This is a genomic window from Stenotrophomonas maltophilia (genome assembly GCF_004920835.1).
GTDB classification, from domain to species: domain Bacteria; phylum Pseudomonadota; class Gammaproteobacteria; order Xanthomonadales; family Xanthomonadaceae; genus Stenotrophomonas; species Stenotrophomonas maltophilia_AQ.
Window position 1 is genome coordinate 25,383 of record NZ_QFHO01000015.1, and the last position, 17,504, is coordinate 42,886.

A 17,504-nucleotide genomic window follows, 5' to 3' on the forward strand; every position below is an offset into this window, starting at 1 on the left:
TGTCGCTGCCGATGCAGGAGCGCTAGTATATGCACCTCGATGCCATTGGGCAATCCCGAAACTTCAACCGGAAGCGCCAACATCATTTCCTCTGCTCCATCACCGTTCAGCCTGCGCGTCATCCCGCGCGACCAGCACACGATCTCCCGCAAGGACATCAGCCCGAACGCCCTGCGCGTGCTTTATCGCCTGCGCGATGCCGGCTTCGGCGCCTACCTTGTGGGTGGTGCGGTGCGCGACCTGCTGGTCAATGGCCAACCCAAGGATTTCGACGTGGCCACCGATGCCACGCCCGAGCAGGTCAAGCAGTTGTTCCGCAACTGCCGCCTGATCGGCCGCCGATTCCGCCTGGCCCATGTTGTGTTCGGCCGCGAGATCATCGAAGTGGCCACGTTCCGTGCCAACAGCGATGACGGCAGCGGCGACCGCGAGATGGAAAACGGCATGCTCGTGCGCGACAACGTGTACGGCACCATCGAAGACGACGCCATCCGCCGCGACTTCACCTGCAACGCCCTGTATTACGCCATCGAGGACTTCTCGGTGCGTGACTACACCGGCGGCTTCGAAGACGTGCAGGCGCGCCTGATGAAGCTCATCGGCGATCCGGTGCAGCGCTACCAGGAAGATCCGGTGCGCATGCTGCGTGCGGTGCGCCTGGCGGCCAAGCTCGGCTTCCAGATCGAAGAGGGCACCGCCACGCCGATCCCGCAGCTGGCCAGCCTGCTCAACGAGGCTGCGCCGGCGCGCCTGTTCGAGGAAGTGCTCAAGCTGTTCCTGTCCGGGCACGGTGTGGCCAGCTTCGAAGGCCTGGAGCGTTACGGCCTGCTGGACGTGCTGTTCCCGGAAAGTGCCAAGGCCCTCAAGTCCAACCGCACCGGCGCGCTGCGCCGCATGCTGGTGGAAGGCCTGGCCAATACCGATGCGCGCGTGGCCAATGACGAGCCAGTCTCGCCGGCGTTCCTGTTCGCGCTGCTGCTGTGGCCGGCGTATTGCCGTGCACAGGCGACCCTGCTCAAGCAGGGCGTGGCGCCAGAAGAAGCGCAGCGCCGTGCCGCCGACCGCGTCACCGTGCAGCAGCTGAGCACCATCGCATTGCCTCGCCGCTTCTCGCTGCCGATGCAGGAGATCTGGCTGCTGCAGTCGCGCTTCGGTTCGCGCCAGCGCAAGCGCGTGTTCCGTACCCTGACCCACCCGCGCTTCCGCGCCGCGTTCGACTTCCTGGCCCTGCGCCAAGTGGCCTCCGCCGAGCACGAGGCTGATGTGGCGTTCTGGCGTGAAGCGCAGGCGCAATCCGGGCATGAGCTGGAATCGTCGCTGGATTCGCTGCACCACGAGGGCGTTGACGAAGAGGGTGGGGCACCGCGCAAGCGCCGCCGTCGCCGTCGCCGTCCGGGCGCCCCGGCCGGTGCTGCGGGCGAGTAAGCGATGACCCTTGCCTGGATCGGCCTCGGCGCCAACCTTGGCGACGCGGCTGCCACCGTCCGCGCAGCGATTGCTGCGCTGGACGGCCTGCCTGGCACCCGCGTGGACAGGGCGTCGCGCCTGTACGCCACGCCCGCCTGGGGCAATGAAGATCAGCCGCCGTTCGTCAATGCGGTGGCTGCGGTCGAAACCGATCTGCCGGCCAACGAACTGCTGCAGGCGATGCTGTCGCTGGAGCGGCATTTCGGCCGCGTGCGCGATCCGCAGGTGCACTGGGGGCCGCGTGCGCTGGATCTGGACCTGCTGCTGCATGGCGCGCAGGTGATCGATCAGCCTGGCCTGCAGGTGCCGCATCCCTACATGCACGAGCGCGCCTTCGTATTGGTACCGCTGGCCGAAATCGCGCCGGATCTGGCCATCCCCGGCCACGGCCGCGTGCAGGATGCAGTGATGCGGGTGGATGCCTGCGGGATCGCGCCGATAGGGTGATAATGGCCGGGTTATCTCCCCCGGTTATCAGCACATGAGCACCCACGCAGACAGCAAGCCCTGGACCGTTCCCGCCCTGGCCGAGGCCAAGCGCAATGGCCAGAAGCTGGTCATGTTGACCGCCTACGACGCCGGCTTCGCCCGCACCTTCGATGCCAACGGCGTCGACCTGATCCTGATCGGCGATTCGCTGGGCATGGTCGTGCAGGGTCATGACTCCACCTTGCCGGTGACCGTGGCCGACATGGTCTACCACACCCGCGCCGTGGCCCGCGTGCTGCAGCGTGCGCTGCTGGTGGCCGACCTGCCGTTCGGCGCCGATGCCACCCCGGAGCGCGCGCTGGATGCCTCGCTGCAGCTGCTGCAGGCCGGCGCGGAGATGGTCAAGATCGAAGGTGCCGGCTTCAAGGTCGACATCATCCGCTACCTGGTCGAACGCGAGATTCCGGTCTGCGCGCATCTGGGCCTGACCCCGCAGTCGGTGCTGCGCCTGGGCGGCTTCAAGATCCAGGGCCGTGGCGATGCCGCGCGCCAACTGGTGGAAGATGCCAGGGCCGTGGCCGCTGCAGGCGCCAGCATCATGGTGCTCGAATGCGTGCCGACTCCGGTCGCTGCTGAAGTCACCGCTGCGGTGGACGTGCCGACCATCGGCATCGGTGCCGGCCCGCAGTGCGATGGCCAGGTGCTGGTGCTGCACGATTTCCTCGGCCTGGACAGCGGCCATCGCCGTCCGAAGTTCGTCAAGGACTTCCTCGCCGAAGGCGGTTCGGTGGCCGGTGCCACCCGCGCTTATGCCGACGCCGTGCGCGACGGCAGCTTCCCCGACGAACAGCACGCCTACGCCCAATGATCCAGACCTTCAACGAGCTCGGCGCACTGCGCGGGCAGATCGCCGAGTGGAAGCGCGAAGGCCTGCGCGTTGCGCTGGTGCCGACCATGGGCAACCTGCATGGGGGCCACCACTCGCTGGTGACCCTGGCCCGCCAGTACGCCGACAAGGTGGTGGCAAGCATCTTCGTCAACCCGACCCAGTTCGGCCCCAACGAAGATTTCAGCCGTTACCCGCGCACGCCCGAGGCTGACGCGGCCGGGCTGGAGCAGGCTGGCTGCGATGCGGTGTGGCTGCCCAGTGTCGAGGCGATGTACCCGCTGGGCGTGGACAAGACCACGCGCATGCACGCGCCGGGTGTCAGTGAAGTGCTGGAGGGCGCCAGCCGCCCGGGTCACTTCGATGGCGTCTGTACGGTGGTCGCGCGCCTGTTCCTGCAGGTGCAGCCGGACGTGGCCGTGTTTGGTCGCAAGGACTACCAGCAGCTGGCCGTCATCAAGCAGATGGTGGCCGAGCTGTCGTTCCCGATCCAGATCGTCGGCGCGGACATCGTGCGTGACGACGATGGCCTGGCCAAGAGTTCGCGCAACCAGTATCTGAGCGCCGAACAGCGCCCGGTCGCGACCCGCATCCATCGCACCCTGCTGGGCATGCGCGAGGGCTACGTGGCTGGCCAGTCGCGCGCGCAGATCGAGGCCGAGGCAGCCGCCGCGCTGCAGGCGGATGGTTTCCAGGTCGACTACGCCGTGTTGCGCACGCCGGAACTGGCCGAGCCGACCTTCGATGGCGGCGGCCGTGTCGCGCTGATCGCCGCGCGCCTGGGTACGACCCGGTTGATCGACAACCTGGAATTCTGAGCCGCTAAGCGCAGCATGGAAGGGCGCCCGCAATGGGCGCCTTTCACCTTCCCACGGACGGGAGATCGGAAATGAACACCCCAACCACTGATACCGGCCGCCTTGCCCAGGCCTCGATCCTGGCGGTGCTGGCGGCCGGCATGCTGCCGGCCCAGCTGTTTGGCGGCCTGTTGTTTGCGCTCGAATTCCGGCGCACACCGGTGCCCGCGCTCACCGGCGGTGGGTTGATGTTCGTGCTGGCCGCCTGCAACGCCATCGCAGTGCTGCTGCCGATGGCGCTGATCCTGCAGTCTCAGCAGCGCCTGCGCCGGATCGGGTTCGTCCTGGTCGGGTTTGGGCTGGGGGCGTTGGCCATGGCCACGTGCGCCTGGCCGGGCGCGGATAGCGGCCCGCTGCTGCAGCGCCTGCGCTATGTCGACACCTTCGACGTGATCAGCTACGGCCTGACGGTGTTGGCAGCAGGGGGCTTCGGCGTGGTCGCCGGGCTGGCCTTCCACACGGTGTTCCGCCTGTCGCTGCACGGCACTTCCGGCGCTGTCCCGGCAGTCCCGCCAGGCGAGCGCGCCTGAACGGCCTTCTGCGTCCTGCCGCAGGCCCCTGACGACAGCCAAGCGGGTGCTAGAATCCGCTCTTTCCTTTGCCGTTGCAGCGCCCCCATGCACCTGTCCCTGCTCAAGACCAAGATCCACCGCGCCACCGTCACCCATTCCGAGCTGAACTACGAAGGCTCGATCGCCATCGATGACAACCTGCTGGCTGCCACCGGCATCCGCGAGTTCGAGCAGGTGCACATCTGGGACGTGACCAACGGTGCGCGCTTCTCGACCTATGCCATCCGCGCCGAAGCCGGCAGTGGCGTTGTCTCGCTCAACGGTGGTGCCGCGCGCCACGTGCAGGTCGGTGACATCATCATCATCGCCGCGTTTGCCAGCATGACCGAGCAGGAAGCTGACAGCTTCAAGCCGAAGCTGGTGTACGTTGATGGCAACAACCAGATCTCCCACACCAACGACACGATCCCGACACAGGCCGCATGACAACGAACAACGGATTCGACTCGCTGCATTCCCACGCCCAGCGCCTGAAGGGCGCAAGCATTCCCGGCCTGCTCGCCGCCGAACCCGGCCGTGTACAGGAGCTGGCGCTGCGGGTTGGTCCGTTGTATGTCAATTTCGCCCGGCAGAAGTACGATGCCGCGGCGTTGCAGGCGTTGCTGGCGCTGGCTGCCGAGCGTGATGTCGGCGCTGCCATCACCCGCCTGTTCCGTGGCGAACAGGTCAACCTGACCGAAGGCCGCGCCGCACTGCATACCGCGCTGCGTGGCGATGTGGTCGATGCGCCGGTGGCGGCAGAGGCCTATGCCACCGCGCGCGACATCCGCCAGCGCATGGGCGTGCTGGTACGTGCGCTGGAAGACAGCGGCGTCACCGATGTGGTCAGCGTTGGTATCGGCGGTTCCGATCTCGGTCCGCGGCTGGTCGCTGATGCGCTGCGTCCGGTCACCGGTGCGCGCCTGCGCGTGCATTTCGTGTCGAACGTGGACGGCGCCGCCATGCAGCGCACACTGGCCACGCTGGATCCGGCGAAGACCGCCGGCATCCTCATCTCAAAGACCTTCGGCACGCAGGAAACCCTGCTCAACGGCCAGATCCTGCACGACTGGCTGGGTGGCAGCGAGCGCCTGTACGCAGTCAGCGCCAATCCGGAACGTGCGGCCAAAGCCTTTGCCATCGCCGCCGATCGCGTGCTGCCGATGTGGGACTGGGTCGGTGGCCGCTATTCGCTGTGGTCGGCGGTTGGTTTCCCGATCGCGCTGGCGATCGGTTTCGAGCGATTCGAACAGCTGCTGGAAGGCGCGGCGCAGATGGATGCGCACGCACTGGATGCACCGCTGGAGCGCAACCTGCCGGTGCTGCACGCCCTGACCGACATCTGGAACCGCAACCTGCTGGGCCATGCCACGCATGCGGTGATGACCTACGACCAGCGCCTGGCGCTGCTGCCGGCCTACCTGCAGCAGCTGGTGATGGAAAGCCTGGGCAAGCGCGTGCAGCGTGACGGCCAGCCGGTCACCACCGATACCGTGCCGGTGTGGTGGGGCGGGGCAGGCACCGACGTGCAGCACAGCTTCTTCCAGGCGCTGCACCAGGGCACCAGCATCGTTCCGGCCGACTTCATCGGCTGCGTGCACAACGATGATCCGTACACGATCAATCACCAGGCACTGCTGGCCAACCTGCTGGCGCAGACCGAGGCGCTGGCCAATGGCCAGGGCAGCGACGATCCGCATCGCGATTACCCGGGCGGCCGCCCAAGCACGCTGATCCTGCTCGACGCGCTGACCCCGCAGGCGCTGGGTGCGCTGATCGCGATGTACGAACACGCGGTGTACGTGCAGTCGGTGATCTGGAACATCAATGCCTTCGACCAGTTCGGTGTCGAGCTGGGCAAACAGCTGGCCAGTGGCCTGCTGCCGGCGCTGCAGGGCGAGGACGTGACGGTTGCCGATCCAATGACCCGCGAGATCCTGGCGCAGCTGAAGGGCTGACGCGGGCGGGGAATGCCGCCGGGCATGGCCCGGCGCTACCCTTCGTTATGCCGGTAGCGCCGGGCCATGCCCGGCGAATACGAGGACGCATCACCGGCTCGGGTCGCGTTCCGGGCTCGGCCGCTTGGCCAGCTTGCGCTGCAACGAACGCCGGTGCATGCCCAGCAGGCGCGCGGCCGCCGACACATTGCCGCCGGTCTCGTGCATCGCCTGCTGGATGTGTTCCCACTGCAGGCGGCTGATCGGCGTCATCGCATCGGGCACTTCCATTTCGCCATCGTCGGCCGGACCATCGTCTTCCTCGCCGAGTGCGCGCAGGATCATTGGCACCGTGGCCGGCTTCGGCAGGTAGTCGTCGGCACCGAGCTTGATCGCCTCCACCGCGGTGGCGATGCTGGCGTAGCCGGTCACCAGCAGGATCCGCATGTCCGCGCGCAGGGCGCGCAATGGCTGGATCAGGGCCAGGCCGGAATCGCTGCCCAGTTTCAGGTCGATCAGCGCGAACGCCGGCGGATGCTGGCGGGCCAGCGCCAGTGCACTGGCGGCGTCCTGCGCGGTCTGCGTTTCCAGCCCCTTGCGGGCCAGGCTGCGCTGCAGCGTACGAAGGTACAGCTCGTCGTCGTCGACCAGCAGGCCCAGGGTGGAATGGTGAATGCTCATGGGGTGTCCTCGCGTGGGGCCAGCGGCAGGCGGAAGCCGACGCGGCTGCCGGCCCCCTGGGCCGGGCGCATCCACATCTCGCCGTCGAGGCGTTCGATGGTGGCATGGGACAGGGCCAGGCCAACGCCCATGCCCTCACTCTTGCTGCTGCCGAACAGCCTGCCCGGCAGGACGGCGGCACGGGCGTCGAAGCCATGGCCGTAGTCGCGGACTTCGCCGATCAGGTCGTCGCCTTCGATGCGCAGGTCCAGGTCCACGCGCGGCCGGCCGGCCTGTTCGCCGGCATCGGCGGCATTGTTGAGCAGGACCATCAGCAGATGGCCCACGCCCGGATCCAGCGGCAGCCGCAACGGCGCATCGTCGTTGCGATGCAGGTCGATGGTCGGGCGCACCAAACGCCACTGCTCCAGCACCTGCTGGGCGCTGGAATGGCTGCGTCCCGGTGCATCGGCCGAGGCCGGCGCGGCCAGCGCCAGCACCCGTTCACGGCACTGCACCAGCAGCTCGCGCAGGGTTTCCATGTCTTCGCGTACTTCCGGCTCTTCGCTGCGCTCGGCGACGTCATCGGCGAGCAGGGTCATGGTCGCCAGCGGCGTGTTCAGTTCATGCGCCACCGAGGCTGCATGGGTGGCCAGGGCGACGATGCCCTCGTTGCGGGCGAAGCGCTCGCGCAGTGCCGACAGTTCAAGCTCACGCTGGCGCAGCGCCAACGCCAGGCGGGTGGAGAAGGTCAGCACGACCGCAGCGGAAATCAGGAAATTGGCGACCACGCCCCAGCGGTTGAGGTCCTGCCCGCGGAAATAACCGTCCGGCAACGGCTGCCCGAAAATGCCGCTGGCGGCATAGCCGAGCAGGCAGGCCAGTGCCACCGCCAGCGCCCAGCGCAGGGGCAGGGCGAACGCGGCCAGCGCGATCAGGATCAGGAACAGCGAGCTGAACGGGTTGGCCATGCCGCCGCTCCAGCCCACCATCCAGGTCAGGATGATCACGTCCACCAGGATGTGACCGAATGCGGTCAGCGGCGCTGTGTCGGCCGCTTCCGGGCGCAGCTGGGTATAGATATTGAACAGGGTCAGTACGGCCACGCCGGCCCACAGCGGCAGCTGCGGCAACGGCAGGCCCAGCACCCAGGTGGCGACCAGGATCGTGGCGGCCTGGCCACCTACGGCAAGCCAGCGCAGGCTGCACAGGGTTCGGAGAAACGGGGCGTCGGGACCGGTCATTCACGCTCATCGTATGCGTTCACGCGTGGACGTGCCTGCGACAATCGGCCGCAGCCGTGCCGGCGGCTGAATGCGAGTCACCCCGAATGCGGGGGCGAGCGGTAGAATGCGCCCATGCACGACGCCGTCACCCGCCCGACTCCGCCCTCCGATGCCACCTCCTGGCCGCGCCGCCAGACCCATGCCGTCCAGATCGGCGGGGTTACCGTAGGCGGTGGCAAGCCGGTGGTGGTGCAGTCGATGACCAATACCGACACCAGCGATGTGGCCTCCAGCGTGAAGCAGGTGGCCGAGCTGTGGCGGGCTGGCTCGGAAATGGTGCGTCTGACCGTCAACACGGTTGAAGCGGCCGCGGCGATCCCGCGCATCGTCGACAAGCTGGCGATGATGGGCATCGACGTGCCGCTGATCGGCGACTTCCACTACAACGGCCACCAGCTGCTGACGGCCGAGCCGGCCTGCGCCGAAGCACTGGCCAAGTACCGCATCAACCCGGGCAACGTGGGCTTCGGCAAGAAGAAGGACCTGCAGTTCGCGCAGCTGATCGAGTTCGCCATCCGCTACAAAAAGCCGGTGCGCATCGGTGCCAACTGGGGCTCGCTGGACCAGGCCCTGGCGGCGAAGTTGATGGACGAGAACAACCACCGCGAACAGCCCTGGGACGCCGGCCGCGTGCTGCGCGAGGCGCTGATCCGTTCGGCGCTGGATTCGGCAGAGCAGGCCGTGGAGATCGGCCTGCCGCGCGACCGCATCGTGCTGTCGGCCAAGGTCAGTGGCGTGCAGGAACTGATTGCGGTGTACCGCGACCTGGCCCAGCGTTCGGATTTCGCCCTGCATCTGGGCCTGACCGAGGCCGGCATCGGCAGCAAGGGCATCGTCGCCTCGTCGGCCGCGCTGAGCGTGCTGCTGCAGGAAGGCATCGGCGACACCATCCGCATTTCGCTGACCCCGGAGCCGGGCCAGTCGCGTACGCAGGAAGTGATCGTCGCCCAGGAACTGCTGCAGACCACCGGCCAGCGCGCCTTCACGCCATTGGTCACGGCCTGCCCGGGCTGTGGCCGTACCACCTCCGAGTTCTTCCAGGAGCTGGCCAAGGTGGTGCAGAGCCATGTGCGCGAAAAGATGCCGATGTGGAAGATCCAGCACCCGGGTGCGGAGAACATGACCCTGGCGGTGATGGGCTGCATCGTCAACGGGCCGGGCGAGTCGCGGCACGCCAACATCGGTATTTCGTTGCCGGGCACCGGTGAAACCCCGGCTGCGCCCGTATTCGTCGATGGCGAAAAGAAGGTGACCCTGCGCGGCGAGAACATCGCCCAGGACTTCGTCGCCCTGATCGACGACTACGTCGAACGCACCTATGTCCGAAACGCCGGATAAGCCTGCGATCCTCGCTGCACCGGAGTCTGCCTCCGGTTTCCGCCACTGGATGGCGAGCAATGCCTGGCGCCTGCTCCTGCTGTTCGGTGGCGTGCTGCTGCCGTTGGCAGGCTTTGTCGCCCTGGCCGACGAGGTGCACGAGTTTGAATCGTTCCATTTCGACGCGCCCCTGCTGTGGCAGATGCATGGCCTGCATTCGCCGCTGCTGGACCGCTTCTTCGTGCTCATCTCCAAGCTGGGCTACGAGTGGTTCCTGATTCCGGCCGACGTGCTGATCATCGGCGTGCTGCTGGGTTACCGGCGCTGGCGCGAGGCCACCTTCGTGGCGGTCAGCTTCGTTGGCTCGGCACTGCTGAACATGGGCAGCAAGCACTTCTTCCAGCGCCAGCGGCCCAGCCTGTGGGAATCGATCGCGCCGGAATCGACGTTCAGCTTCCCCAGCGGCCATGCGATGGGCTCGATGACCCTCGCGGTAACCCTGGTGCTGCTGGCCTGGAACACCCGCTGGCGCTGGCCGGTGCTGCTGCTGGCACCGGCGTTCAGCCTGCTGGTCAGCGTGTCGCGGGTCTACCTGGGGGTGCATTACCCCTCCGACATCCTGGCCGGATGGTGTGCCGCGCTGGTTTGGGTGGTAGGGTGCTATCTGGTCATGTTCAGTCGCCGGCACCCATGGCGACGTCACGGCTCGCCGCCAGCGAAGGCCAGCGAAGCATCATCACAGGGGGATTGACGTGGATGGCTCCTCCGGGGCGTCTACGTAATAGATCAGTTGTTTCGTTGCAGCAGGTTCTGCAAGACAGGGGGCAAGCACAACGCGCGGTAATGTGATGCGCAAGGCAGATCGCCGGCGCCGCATTCCGGACGCGCTTGCAGGGTATCGGCACCCTGCCTAGCTTGACCTGCAATGGCCGCATTCGAAGAGGTACGTGAATGACGATTCGAGTCTACCTGGTGGATGACCACGCGCTGGTCCGCACCGGGATGAAGATGATTCTGTCGGGGGAAACCGACATCGAGGTGGTGGGCGAAGCCGAGACCGGTGAAGACGCGCTGCGTGAAGTCCGCCAGCTGCTGCCGGACGTGGTGTTGTGCGATCTGCACCTGCCGGGCGTAAGCGGCATGGAAGTGACCGAGCGCATCGTCCGCAGCCACCGCAACACCCGCGTGGTGATCGTATCGGTGCTGGAGGACGGCCCGCTGCCGAAGCGCCTGCTGGAAGCCGGCGCTGCCGGGTACATCGGCAAGGGCTGCGATGCGCAGGAGCTGCTGCGTGCGGTGCGCGACGTGGCCGGTGGCCGCCGCTACCTGGGCACCAGCATCGCGCAGAACCTGGCGTTGTCGACGGTGGAGGGCAACGGTTCGCCGTTCGACAGCCTGTCACCGCGCGAGCTGGAAGTGGCGCTGCTGCTGACCCAGGGCCTGCGCCAGGAAGACATCGCGCGGCGCTTGAGCCTGAGTGCGAAGACGGTGAACACGCATAAGGCGCGGTTGTTCGAGAAGATGGGGATCAGCGACAACATCGCGTTGGCGCGGATGGCCAGCCAGTATGGGCTGGTGGATCCGGCGCGGCCGCTGTAAGGGTTTTCGGCCAACGGCTGAGCCCCTCGCGATGGAGTGCGGTTGGATTCTGGGGGATGGCCGGGCGGATGGGCTGTGCAGGGGGCGCTGCAAGTACGTCCCTGTAAGCTCGGTCGCCGCATCCATGCGGCTCACGCCCCTGCACAGCCCATCCGCCCGGCCACGGACAATTTCCGTGCGCCGCCACCGCGGAATGAAGAAGGAAGAGCAGGAGCGGGTCGCGCGCTGCGCGCGCTCTGGATGCTGGTGCTGTAGAGCCGAGCCGATGCTCGGCTGCTTTCCGTTCCGCTGGCGCGGAGCCGAGCGTGGGCTCGGCTCTACAGCTGCGCCGGGCTCAGTGGCCGCGCACGCGCTGGATGATCTTCGCGGCGTCGGCGGCGCTGGCGCGCACCTTGTCCCATTCGCCGTCGGCGATCCAGTTGCCCGGCACCATCCACGAACCGCCGATGCAGACCACGTTCTTCTGCTCAAGGTATTCGGCGGCGGTGTTTTCGGTGATGCCACCGGTCGGGCACAGCTTGAGGTCGGCGACCGGGCCGGCCAGGCCCTTGATCATCGCCAGCCCACCCACGGCAGTGGCCGGGAACAGCTTGCACACGCGGAAGCCGCGCGCGTACAGGGACAGCAGCTCGGTGGGCGTCGCCGCACCCGGCACTACCGGCAGCGGTGCCGCCGCCAGTGCATCGGCCAGTGCCGGTGGCGTACCCGGCGTCACCAGGAAGTCCGCACCCGCATCGATCGACTGCTGCATCTGCTCCACGGTCAGCACCGTACCGGCACCCACCACCACGTCCGGCAGCTCACGCTTGAGCATCGCCAGCGCTTCCATCGCCACCGGCGTACGCAGCGTCAACTCGATCGCCGGCAGGCCACCTTCCAGCAACGCCGCACTGACCGCACGCGCCTGGTCCAGCGTATGAATCGTCACCACCGGCAGGATGCCCGCCGCATGCAGCAACTCCGCCGCCTTCACCTGATGTTGTTCGATACCCATGCTTTTGCCCTTGCCTTTGCTCTTCTTGATTCAGTGGCCGCAGCGCAAATGACGCGCCGGGAGTTGTCCAAGGGCAGTAGAGCGCCCTGGCCGGGACCGTGAGCGGCATGGATGCCGCGATCGAGCCCCCATGGATGGGTTTACGGCGTGTCCCGGCCAGGGCGCTCTACTGCCCAAGCCGGGAAGCCTGCCGCGGCTTTTCGCTTCAGGCGTCTTTCGCCTCATGCGGTGCCGCCGCCGCCGCCGCATCGTGCCCCAGCTCGTACTCCGCATCGTAGTCCCACGGCCCACCATCGGCCGCCGCCGGCCCGCACGAAATTGAAATCGCACCCTGGTCGGCCGGCCCCACCACGCGACGGTTGATCGCGAACAGGTTGCGACCCAGGTCGTGCGCTGCCGGTGCCGTGTTCGGCGCCAGCGGACGTGCGGCCCATTCGGCCGCATCCACCAGCACTTCCAGCGTGCCGGCCTCGCCATCAAGGCGGATCATGTCGCCTTCGCGTACCTTGCCCAGCGGACCACCACGTGCGGCTTCCGGCGTCACATGGATCGCCGCCGGAATCTTGCCCGAGGCACCGGACAGGCGGCCGTCGGTGACCAGCGCCACGCGCCGGCCCTGGTTCTGCAGCAGGCCCAGCAGCGGCGCCAGCGAATGCAGTTCCGGCATGCCGTTGGCGCGCGGGCCCTGGTAGCGCACCACCGCCACGAAATGCTCCGGCAGCATGCCCGCGGCGTGCAGCTTGTTCAGCACCTGCGGCGCATCGACCACTACCGCCGGTGCTTCAATCGTGCGGTACTGCGGCTTCACTGCCGACAGCTTGATCAGTGACTTGCCGAGGTTGCCGCGCAACAGGCGCAGGCCTCCCTGATGTTCGAACGGATTGTCGACACCACGCACCACCTCTTCGTCGGCGCTGCGTTCCAGCCCCGGCAGGTAGACCAGCTTGCCGTCGCGCAACTGCGGTTCGCGCGCATAGTCGGCCATGCCGCCGCGCGCCACGCTGACCAGGTCGCCGTGCATCAAGCCGGCCTTGATCAGCTCGCCGAACACGAAGGCCGGGCCGCCTGCTGCGGCGAAGCGGTTTACATCGGCTTCGCCGTTCGGGTAAACGCGGGCCAGAAGCGGAATCAGCTGCGACAGCTCGTCGAAGTCGTCCCAGGTCAGCACGATGCCAGCTGCGCGTGCCACCGCGATCCAGTGGATGGTGTGGTTGGTCGAACCACCGGTTGCCATCAACGCAATGACCGCATTGATGATCGCGCGCTCATCGATGATCCGGCCGAGCGGACGGAAATCATCGCCCAGTGCGGTGATGTCCAGCGCACGTTCGGTGGCTTCGCGGGTCAAAGCATCGCGCAGCGCCGTGTCCGGATTGACGAACGATGCGCCCGGCAGCTGCACGCCCATCGCTTCCAGCAGCACCTGGTTGGAGTTGGCGGTGCCGTAGAAGGTGCAGGTGCCCGCACCGTGGTAGGACGCCGATTCGGCTTCCAGCAGTTCCTCGCGGGTGGCCTCGCCGGCGGCGTAGCGCTCGCGCACTTCGGCCTTCTGCTTGTTCGGGATGCCCGGCGTCATCGGGCCGGCCGGCACGAACACCGCCGGCAGGTGGCCGAAGGCCAGCGCACCGATCAGCAGGCCGGGCACGATCTTGTCGCACACGCCGAGATGGATGGTGGTGTCGAACATGTCGTGGCTGAGCCCGATCGCGGTCGCCTGGGCGATTACATCGCGCGAGAACAGCGACAGCTCCATGCCGCCGCGGCCCTGGGTGACGCCGTCACACATCGCCGGTACCGCGCCGGCCACCTGTGCCGTTGCGCCCAGCTCACGGGACATCGCGCGGATCTGATCGGGATAGGTCTCGAATGGCTGGTGCGCCGACAGCATGTCGTTGTAGGCGGTGATGATGCCGAGGTTCGGCGTCACGCCACCGCGCAGGCGGCTCTTGTCAGTGCCACCGCAGGCGGCGAAACCGTGGGCGAGGTTGCCGCAGCTCAGGCGGCTGCGGAACGGGCCATCGCGCAGTGCGGCGTCGATCGCGGCCAGATAGGCGGCGCGCGAGGCGGCGCTGCGGCGGATGACACGTTCGGTGATGGCTTGCAGTTGCGGATGGAGGCTCATTGGCTACCGGCGTTCGTGGTGGCGAGAGGCAAGCGGCGGCAGAGCGCCGCCGCCAACATCAATCAGCCCAGTGGACGCGCAGGCGCGCGCCTTCCAGGTTGATCGCATTGAGGATCGGGTACTGCTGGGCATCGTTGCTGTCCAGCGCCTGGCGCAGCACCTGCAGCTTCTGCTTGCCGCGCAGCAGCAAGAGGCGCTGGCGGCACTGGCGCAGGCCATGCGGGGTCAGGGTGATGCGCAGCGGCCACTGGTTGGCACCCGGACAGCCGGTGGCGTCCAGCGCGGCATAGGGCAGGGTGCTTTCCAGTGCACGGGCCAGGTCCTTCGAGCCGGGGAACAGTGAGGCGGTGTGGCCGTCGTTGCCCATGCCCAGCGCCACCAGGCTCGGCGGCTGGCTGTGCTGCGCCTGCAGGTTGGCGGTGTACACGCATTCCGGAAGCGGCTTGCCGATCCGCACCAGCGGATCGAAATGCGCACCCTCGGCGCGCTTGAGCAGATTCTCGCGCACCAGCCAGGCATTGCTGTCGCGATCCTGCGGCGACAACCAGCGCTCATCGGCCAGGCTCACTTCCACCCGGTCCCAGTGCACGTCCAGCTCGGCCAGTGCCTGGTACACCGGGGCCGGTGTGGTGCCACCAGACAACAGGATGCGCGCGCGGCCCACTTCGTTGATGTCACGGTTGAGGGTCTGCGCCATCTCGGCGGCTACCGCCTCGATCCAGCCATCGGCATCGCCGTGGTTGATGAACTCGATGCGGTCGTCGTGGAAAGTGGGGCTCATGCGGCAACTCCAGGTGCGTCACGTTCGGCGTCGGCGGCATAGGCGGCGGCGCCCAGCAATCCGGCGTGGGGGTGCATCACGGCCAACGAGGGAACCCGCGCCATGATCGAGGAGAAGCGGCCCTTGTGCTCGAAGCGCTGGCGGAAGCCGGAGTGCTGCAGCGAATCGAGCATCTTCGGGGTCAGGCCGCCGGTCAGGAACACGCCGTCCCAGGCGCCCTGGGTCAGCACCAGGTCACCGGCGATGGCGCCGAACACGGCGCAGAACACGTCCACGGTGCGCATCGCCTGCGGATCACCATGCAGGGCACGGGCGGTCACGTCCACCGGCTGCAGCTGGCCCGGGTCGATGCCGGCCATCTCGCACACGGCGCGGTGGATGTTGACCAGCCCGGGGCCACAGATCAGGCGCTCGTTGGAGACGCGGCCGAACTGTTCGGACAGGATCTCCAGGATGCGGATCTCCTCCGGAGTTCCCGGCGGGAAGCTGACATGGCCGCCTTCGGTTTCCAGCGGGTAGCAGCGGCCGTGGCGCAGGATCAGGCCACCGACACCCAGGCCGGTACCCGGACCGATCACCGCGTAGTTGCGCGGCTGGCCGGGCTTGCCGGGGATCCAGGCGGCACCACCGACCTGGACCACGTCATCGGGCTGCAGCAGTGAAATCGCCATCGCCTGTGCGGCGAAGTCGTTGATCAGGTGCAGTTCGTCGAAACCGAGCATGGCCGCGGTACGGCTGCGCGAGATCACCCACGGATGGTTGGTGATCCGTGCTTCATCACCATCAACCCGACCGGCCACCGCGAACACGCCCCGGCTGGCGGTAGCGCCGATCTGTTCGAGATGGTGGCGGGCGGCATCACCCAGCGATGGGAATTCCGCCACGGCGTACTCACGGATGCTGTCTTTCTGCAGCGGCGCATCCAGCGAGGTGTCGGCCAGGGCGAAGCGGGCGTTGGTGCCACCGATGTCGGCGACCAGCACCGGCTGTGAGCTGGCGCTCATGCCGACGCCTCGCTGTCCGGCGCATCCACGCCCTGCGGCAGGAAGCCGGTCGCGTTGTCCGGGCCCCACTGGCCGGCGGGGTAGGGTTCCAGCGGCAGCTTCGCTTCCTTCCAGGCATCGGCCACGCTGTCGATCCAGGCCCAGGCCGCACGCACTTCGTCGTCGCGCACGAACAGCGTGTGGTTGCCGTTGAAGGCATCCAGGAACAGGCGCTCGTAGGCGATGCGGCGATGCAGGCCGGTCGGCACCGACAGTTCCAGTTCCAGCGGGTGCAGTTCCAGCGCACCCCATTCCGGGCCGGCCAGGCTGCTCATCAGGCCCAGCTCGATGTTCTCCTGCGGCTGCAGCTGGAACACCAGCCGGTTCGGTGCGGCCTGCGCGCGCTGCGGGCGCTCGAACAGCCAGTGGGTGACCGGCTTCAGCGTGACCACCACGCGGGTGGTGCGCTCGGGCAAGCGCTTGCCGGTGACCAGGTGGAACGGCACGCCGCTCCAGCGCCAGTTGTCGATATGTGCGGTGACACCGGCGAAGGTCTCCACGTCGCTGCCTTCCGGCGGCTGGTAGGCCTGTGCCGGCTGGCCGTTGATGGTGCCGGCGGTGTAGCGGCCGCGAATGCTGTCACGTGCGGCGTGCTTCGCGTCAAGCGGGCGCAGGGCGCGCAGCACCTTGACCTTCTCGTCGCGGATGCGGTCGGCTTCCAACGAGGCCGGCGGTTCCATCGCCACCATGCACAGCAGCTGCAGGATGTGGCTCTGCACCATGTCGCGCAGCGCGCCGGAGCGGGCGTAGTAGGCATCGCGGCCGTCCACGCCTTCGCTCTCGGCCACCAGGATGTGCACCGACTCGATGTAGTTGCGGTTCCACACCGCTTCCAGCAGCGTGTTGCCGAAGCGCAGCGCGATCAGGTTCTGCACCGCCGCCTTGCCCAGGTAGTGGTCGAGGCGGAACACACGGTCCTCGTCGATCCACTGGCCGATGGTGCTGATGATTTCCTCGGCGCTTTCGCTGTCGCTGCCGATCGGCTTCTCCAGCATCAGGCGTGCCGGCGCGGCGAGGGCGCCGCCCTTGGCCAGGCCTTCGCAGGTGGAGATGTACAGGCCCGGCGGAATGGCCAGGTAGCTCACGCACTTGCGATGCACCAGATCGGAGACCGCAGCGGCAACCGAGTCGACGTCGCGCAGGTCGACCGAACGGTAGTCGATGCGGCGCAGCAGCGCGGCGATGTCGTCCTGGCTGGCCATCGGCATGGCCTGCTGCAGGCGTGGCCGCAGGATGTCATGGAAGGCTTCGGTGTCATGCCCGGACAACGCCAGTGCGCGGATGCGGAAGTCCTCCGGCAGCAGGCCGTCGCCAAGCAGGCGAAGCAGCGAAGGGAACAGATAGCGCTGGGCCAGATCACCTGTGGCACCGAACAGGAAGAGGGTGTCGTGCATCGCTCGAGTTTCAGATCCGGGTGACATCGTTGTCAATCGCTTCATGGCTGGGTTCGGGGGACATCCGCGCAACTGCCTGTCCGAGGTTCGTCCGGAGCGTTCTCCGGGGCTCCGGAAGACCGTTCCATTCGAAACCACTGCTTCGGCAGAACCTTCGTTCAACCGCCGACGCAGATCGGTG

General features: G+C 67.4%; 17 protein-coding genes. 10 read left to right on the forward strand and 7 right to left on the reverse strand.

All coding sequences use genetic code 11. The features are described from left to right. Positions 1-45 precede the first annotated feature (45 nt). From pcnB to pgi, 7 genes are all read left to right on the forward strand, one after another. Entirely contained in the window at positions 46-1,425 is a 1,380-nt protein-coding gene (pcnB, locus tag DI041_RS12080; protein ID WP_046986017.1) for a polynucleotide adenylyltransferase PcnB, read from the forward strand. A 3-nt stretch (positions 1,426-1,428) separates the two neighbouring features. Beyond that, positions 1,429-1,914 carry a 2-amino-4-hydroxy-6-hydroxymethyldihydropteridine diphosphokinase gene (folK, locus tag DI041_RS12085; RefSeq protein ID WP_046986018.1) on the forward strand — a complete coding sequence of 162 codons (486 nt, stop codon included), beginning with the start codon at positions 1,429-1,431 and terminating at the stop codon, positions 1,912-1,914. Positions 1,915-1,948: 34 nt separating this feature from the next. After that, positions 1,949-2,764, forward strand: coding sequence for a 3-methyl-2-oxobutanoate hydroxymethyltransferase (gene panB, locus DI041_RS12090; protein WP_004153072.1), 816 nt, complete (start codon positions 1,949-1,951; stop codon positions 2,762-2,764). Beyond that, the gene (gene panC, locus DI041_RS12095) at positions 2,761-3,600 is read left to right on the forward strand and encodes a pantoate--beta-alanine ligase (RefSeq protein ID WP_136638829.1); all 840 of its coding nucleotides are present in this window, start codon (positions 2,761-2,763) and stop codon (positions 3,598-3,600) included. The genes panB and panC overlap by 4 nt, the downstream gene beginning before the upstream one ends. A 71-nt stretch (positions 3,601-3,671) precedes the next feature. Beyond that, entirely contained in the window at positions 3,672-4,169 is a 498-nt protein-coding gene (locus tag DI041_RS12100; protein WP_136638828.1) for a hypothetical protein, read from the forward strand. 87 nt (positions 4,170-4,256) lie between these two features. Further along, complete coding sequence (gene panD, locus DI041_RS12105; protein WP_004153087.1) at positions 4,257-4,637, forward strand: aspartate 1-decarboxylase; 381 nt, start codon at positions 4,257-4,259, stop codon at positions 4,635-4,637. Next, complete coding sequence (gene pgi / locus DI041_RS12110) at positions 4,634-6,148, forward strand: glucose-6-phosphate isomerase (RefSeq protein ID WP_046986021.1); 1,515 nt, start codon at positions 4,634-4,636, stop codon at positions 6,146-6,148. The genes panD and pgi overlap by 4 nt, the downstream gene beginning before the upstream one ends. A gap of 90 nt (positions 6,149-6,238) precedes the next feature. On the opposite strand, the gene DI041_RS12115 is transcribed toward pgi, so the two are convergent. After that, the gene (locus DI041_RS12115) at positions 6,239-6,808 is read right to left on the reverse strand and encodes a response regulator transcription factor (protein ID WP_046986022.1); all 570 of its coding nucleotides are present in this window, start codon (positions 6,806-6,808) and stop codon (positions 6,239-6,241) included. Then, positions 6,805-8,031 (reverse strand): ATP-binding protein, encoded by a 1,227-nt coding sequence (locus tag DI041_RS12120; protein WP_046986023.1) that lies wholly within the window; start codon positions 8,029-8,031, stop codon positions 6,805-6,807. Before DI041_RS12120 ends, DI041_RS12115 begins: the two co-directional genes overlap by 4 nt. 114 nt (positions 8,032-8,145) lie before the next feature. Between DI041_RS12120 and ispG the strand changes: the two genes are divergently transcribed. From ispG to DI041_RS12135, 3 genes are all read left to right on the forward strand, one after another. Further along, a complete protein-coding gene (ispG, locus tag DI041_RS12125) occupies positions 8,146-9,411 on the forward strand; it encodes a flavodoxin-dependent (E)-4-hydroxy-3-methylbut-2-enyl-diphosphate synthase (protein WP_136638827.1) in 1,266 nt (421 codons plus the stop codon). After that, positions 9,392-10,141 (forward strand): phosphatase PAP2 family protein, encoded by a 750-nt coding sequence (locus DI041_RS12130; RefSeq protein ID WP_004153111.1) that lies wholly within the window; start codon positions 9,392-9,394, stop codon positions 10,139-10,141. The genes ispG and DI041_RS12130 overlap by 20 nt, the downstream gene beginning before the upstream one ends. 200 nt (positions 10,142-10,341) lie before the next feature. Continuing rightward, a complete protein-coding gene (locus DI041_RS12135) occupies positions 10,342-10,989 on the forward strand; it encodes a response regulator (protein WP_136638826.1) in 648 nt (215 codons plus the stop codon). 334 nt (positions 10,990-11,323) lie between these two features. Here DI041_RS12135 and eda read toward each other — a convergent pair whose 3' ends face one another. From eda to zwf, 5 genes are all read right to left on the reverse strand, one after another. Beyond that, positions 11,324-11,983, reverse strand: coding sequence for a bifunctional 4-hydroxy-2-oxoglutarate aldolase/2-dehydro-3-deoxy-phosphogluconate aldolase (gene eda / locus DI041_RS12140; protein ID WP_049434194.1), 660 nt, complete (start codon positions 11,981-11,983; stop codon positions 11,324-11,326). Between the two features lie 205 nt (positions 11,984-12,188). Beyond that, entirely contained in the window at positions 12,189-14,105 is a 1,917-nt protein-coding gene (edd, locus tag DI041_RS12145) for a phosphogluconate dehydratase (protein WP_136638825.1), read from the reverse strand. A gap of 58 nt (positions 14,106-14,163) precedes the next feature. Then, positions 14,164-14,886 (reverse strand): 6-phosphogluconolactonase, encoded by a 723-nt coding sequence (gene pgl, locus DI041_RS12150; RefSeq protein ID WP_136638824.1) that lies wholly within the window; start codon positions 14,884-14,886, stop codon positions 14,164-14,166. Beyond that, a complete protein-coding gene (gene glk / locus DI041_RS12155) occupies positions 14,883-15,890 on the reverse strand; it encodes a glucokinase (protein ID WP_136638823.1) in 1,008 nt (335 codons plus the stop codon). The genes pgl and glk overlap by 4 nt, the downstream gene beginning before the upstream one ends. Then, on the reverse strand, positions 15,887-17,323 hold the full coding sequence (gene zwf / locus DI041_RS12160; protein WP_136638822.1) for a glucose-6-phosphate dehydrogenase: 1,437 nt from the start codon (positions 17,321-17,323) through the stop codon (positions 15,887-15,889). Before zwf ends, glk begins: the two co-directional genes overlap by 4 nt. Between the last annotated feature and the right edge of the window lie 181 nt (positions 17,324-17,504).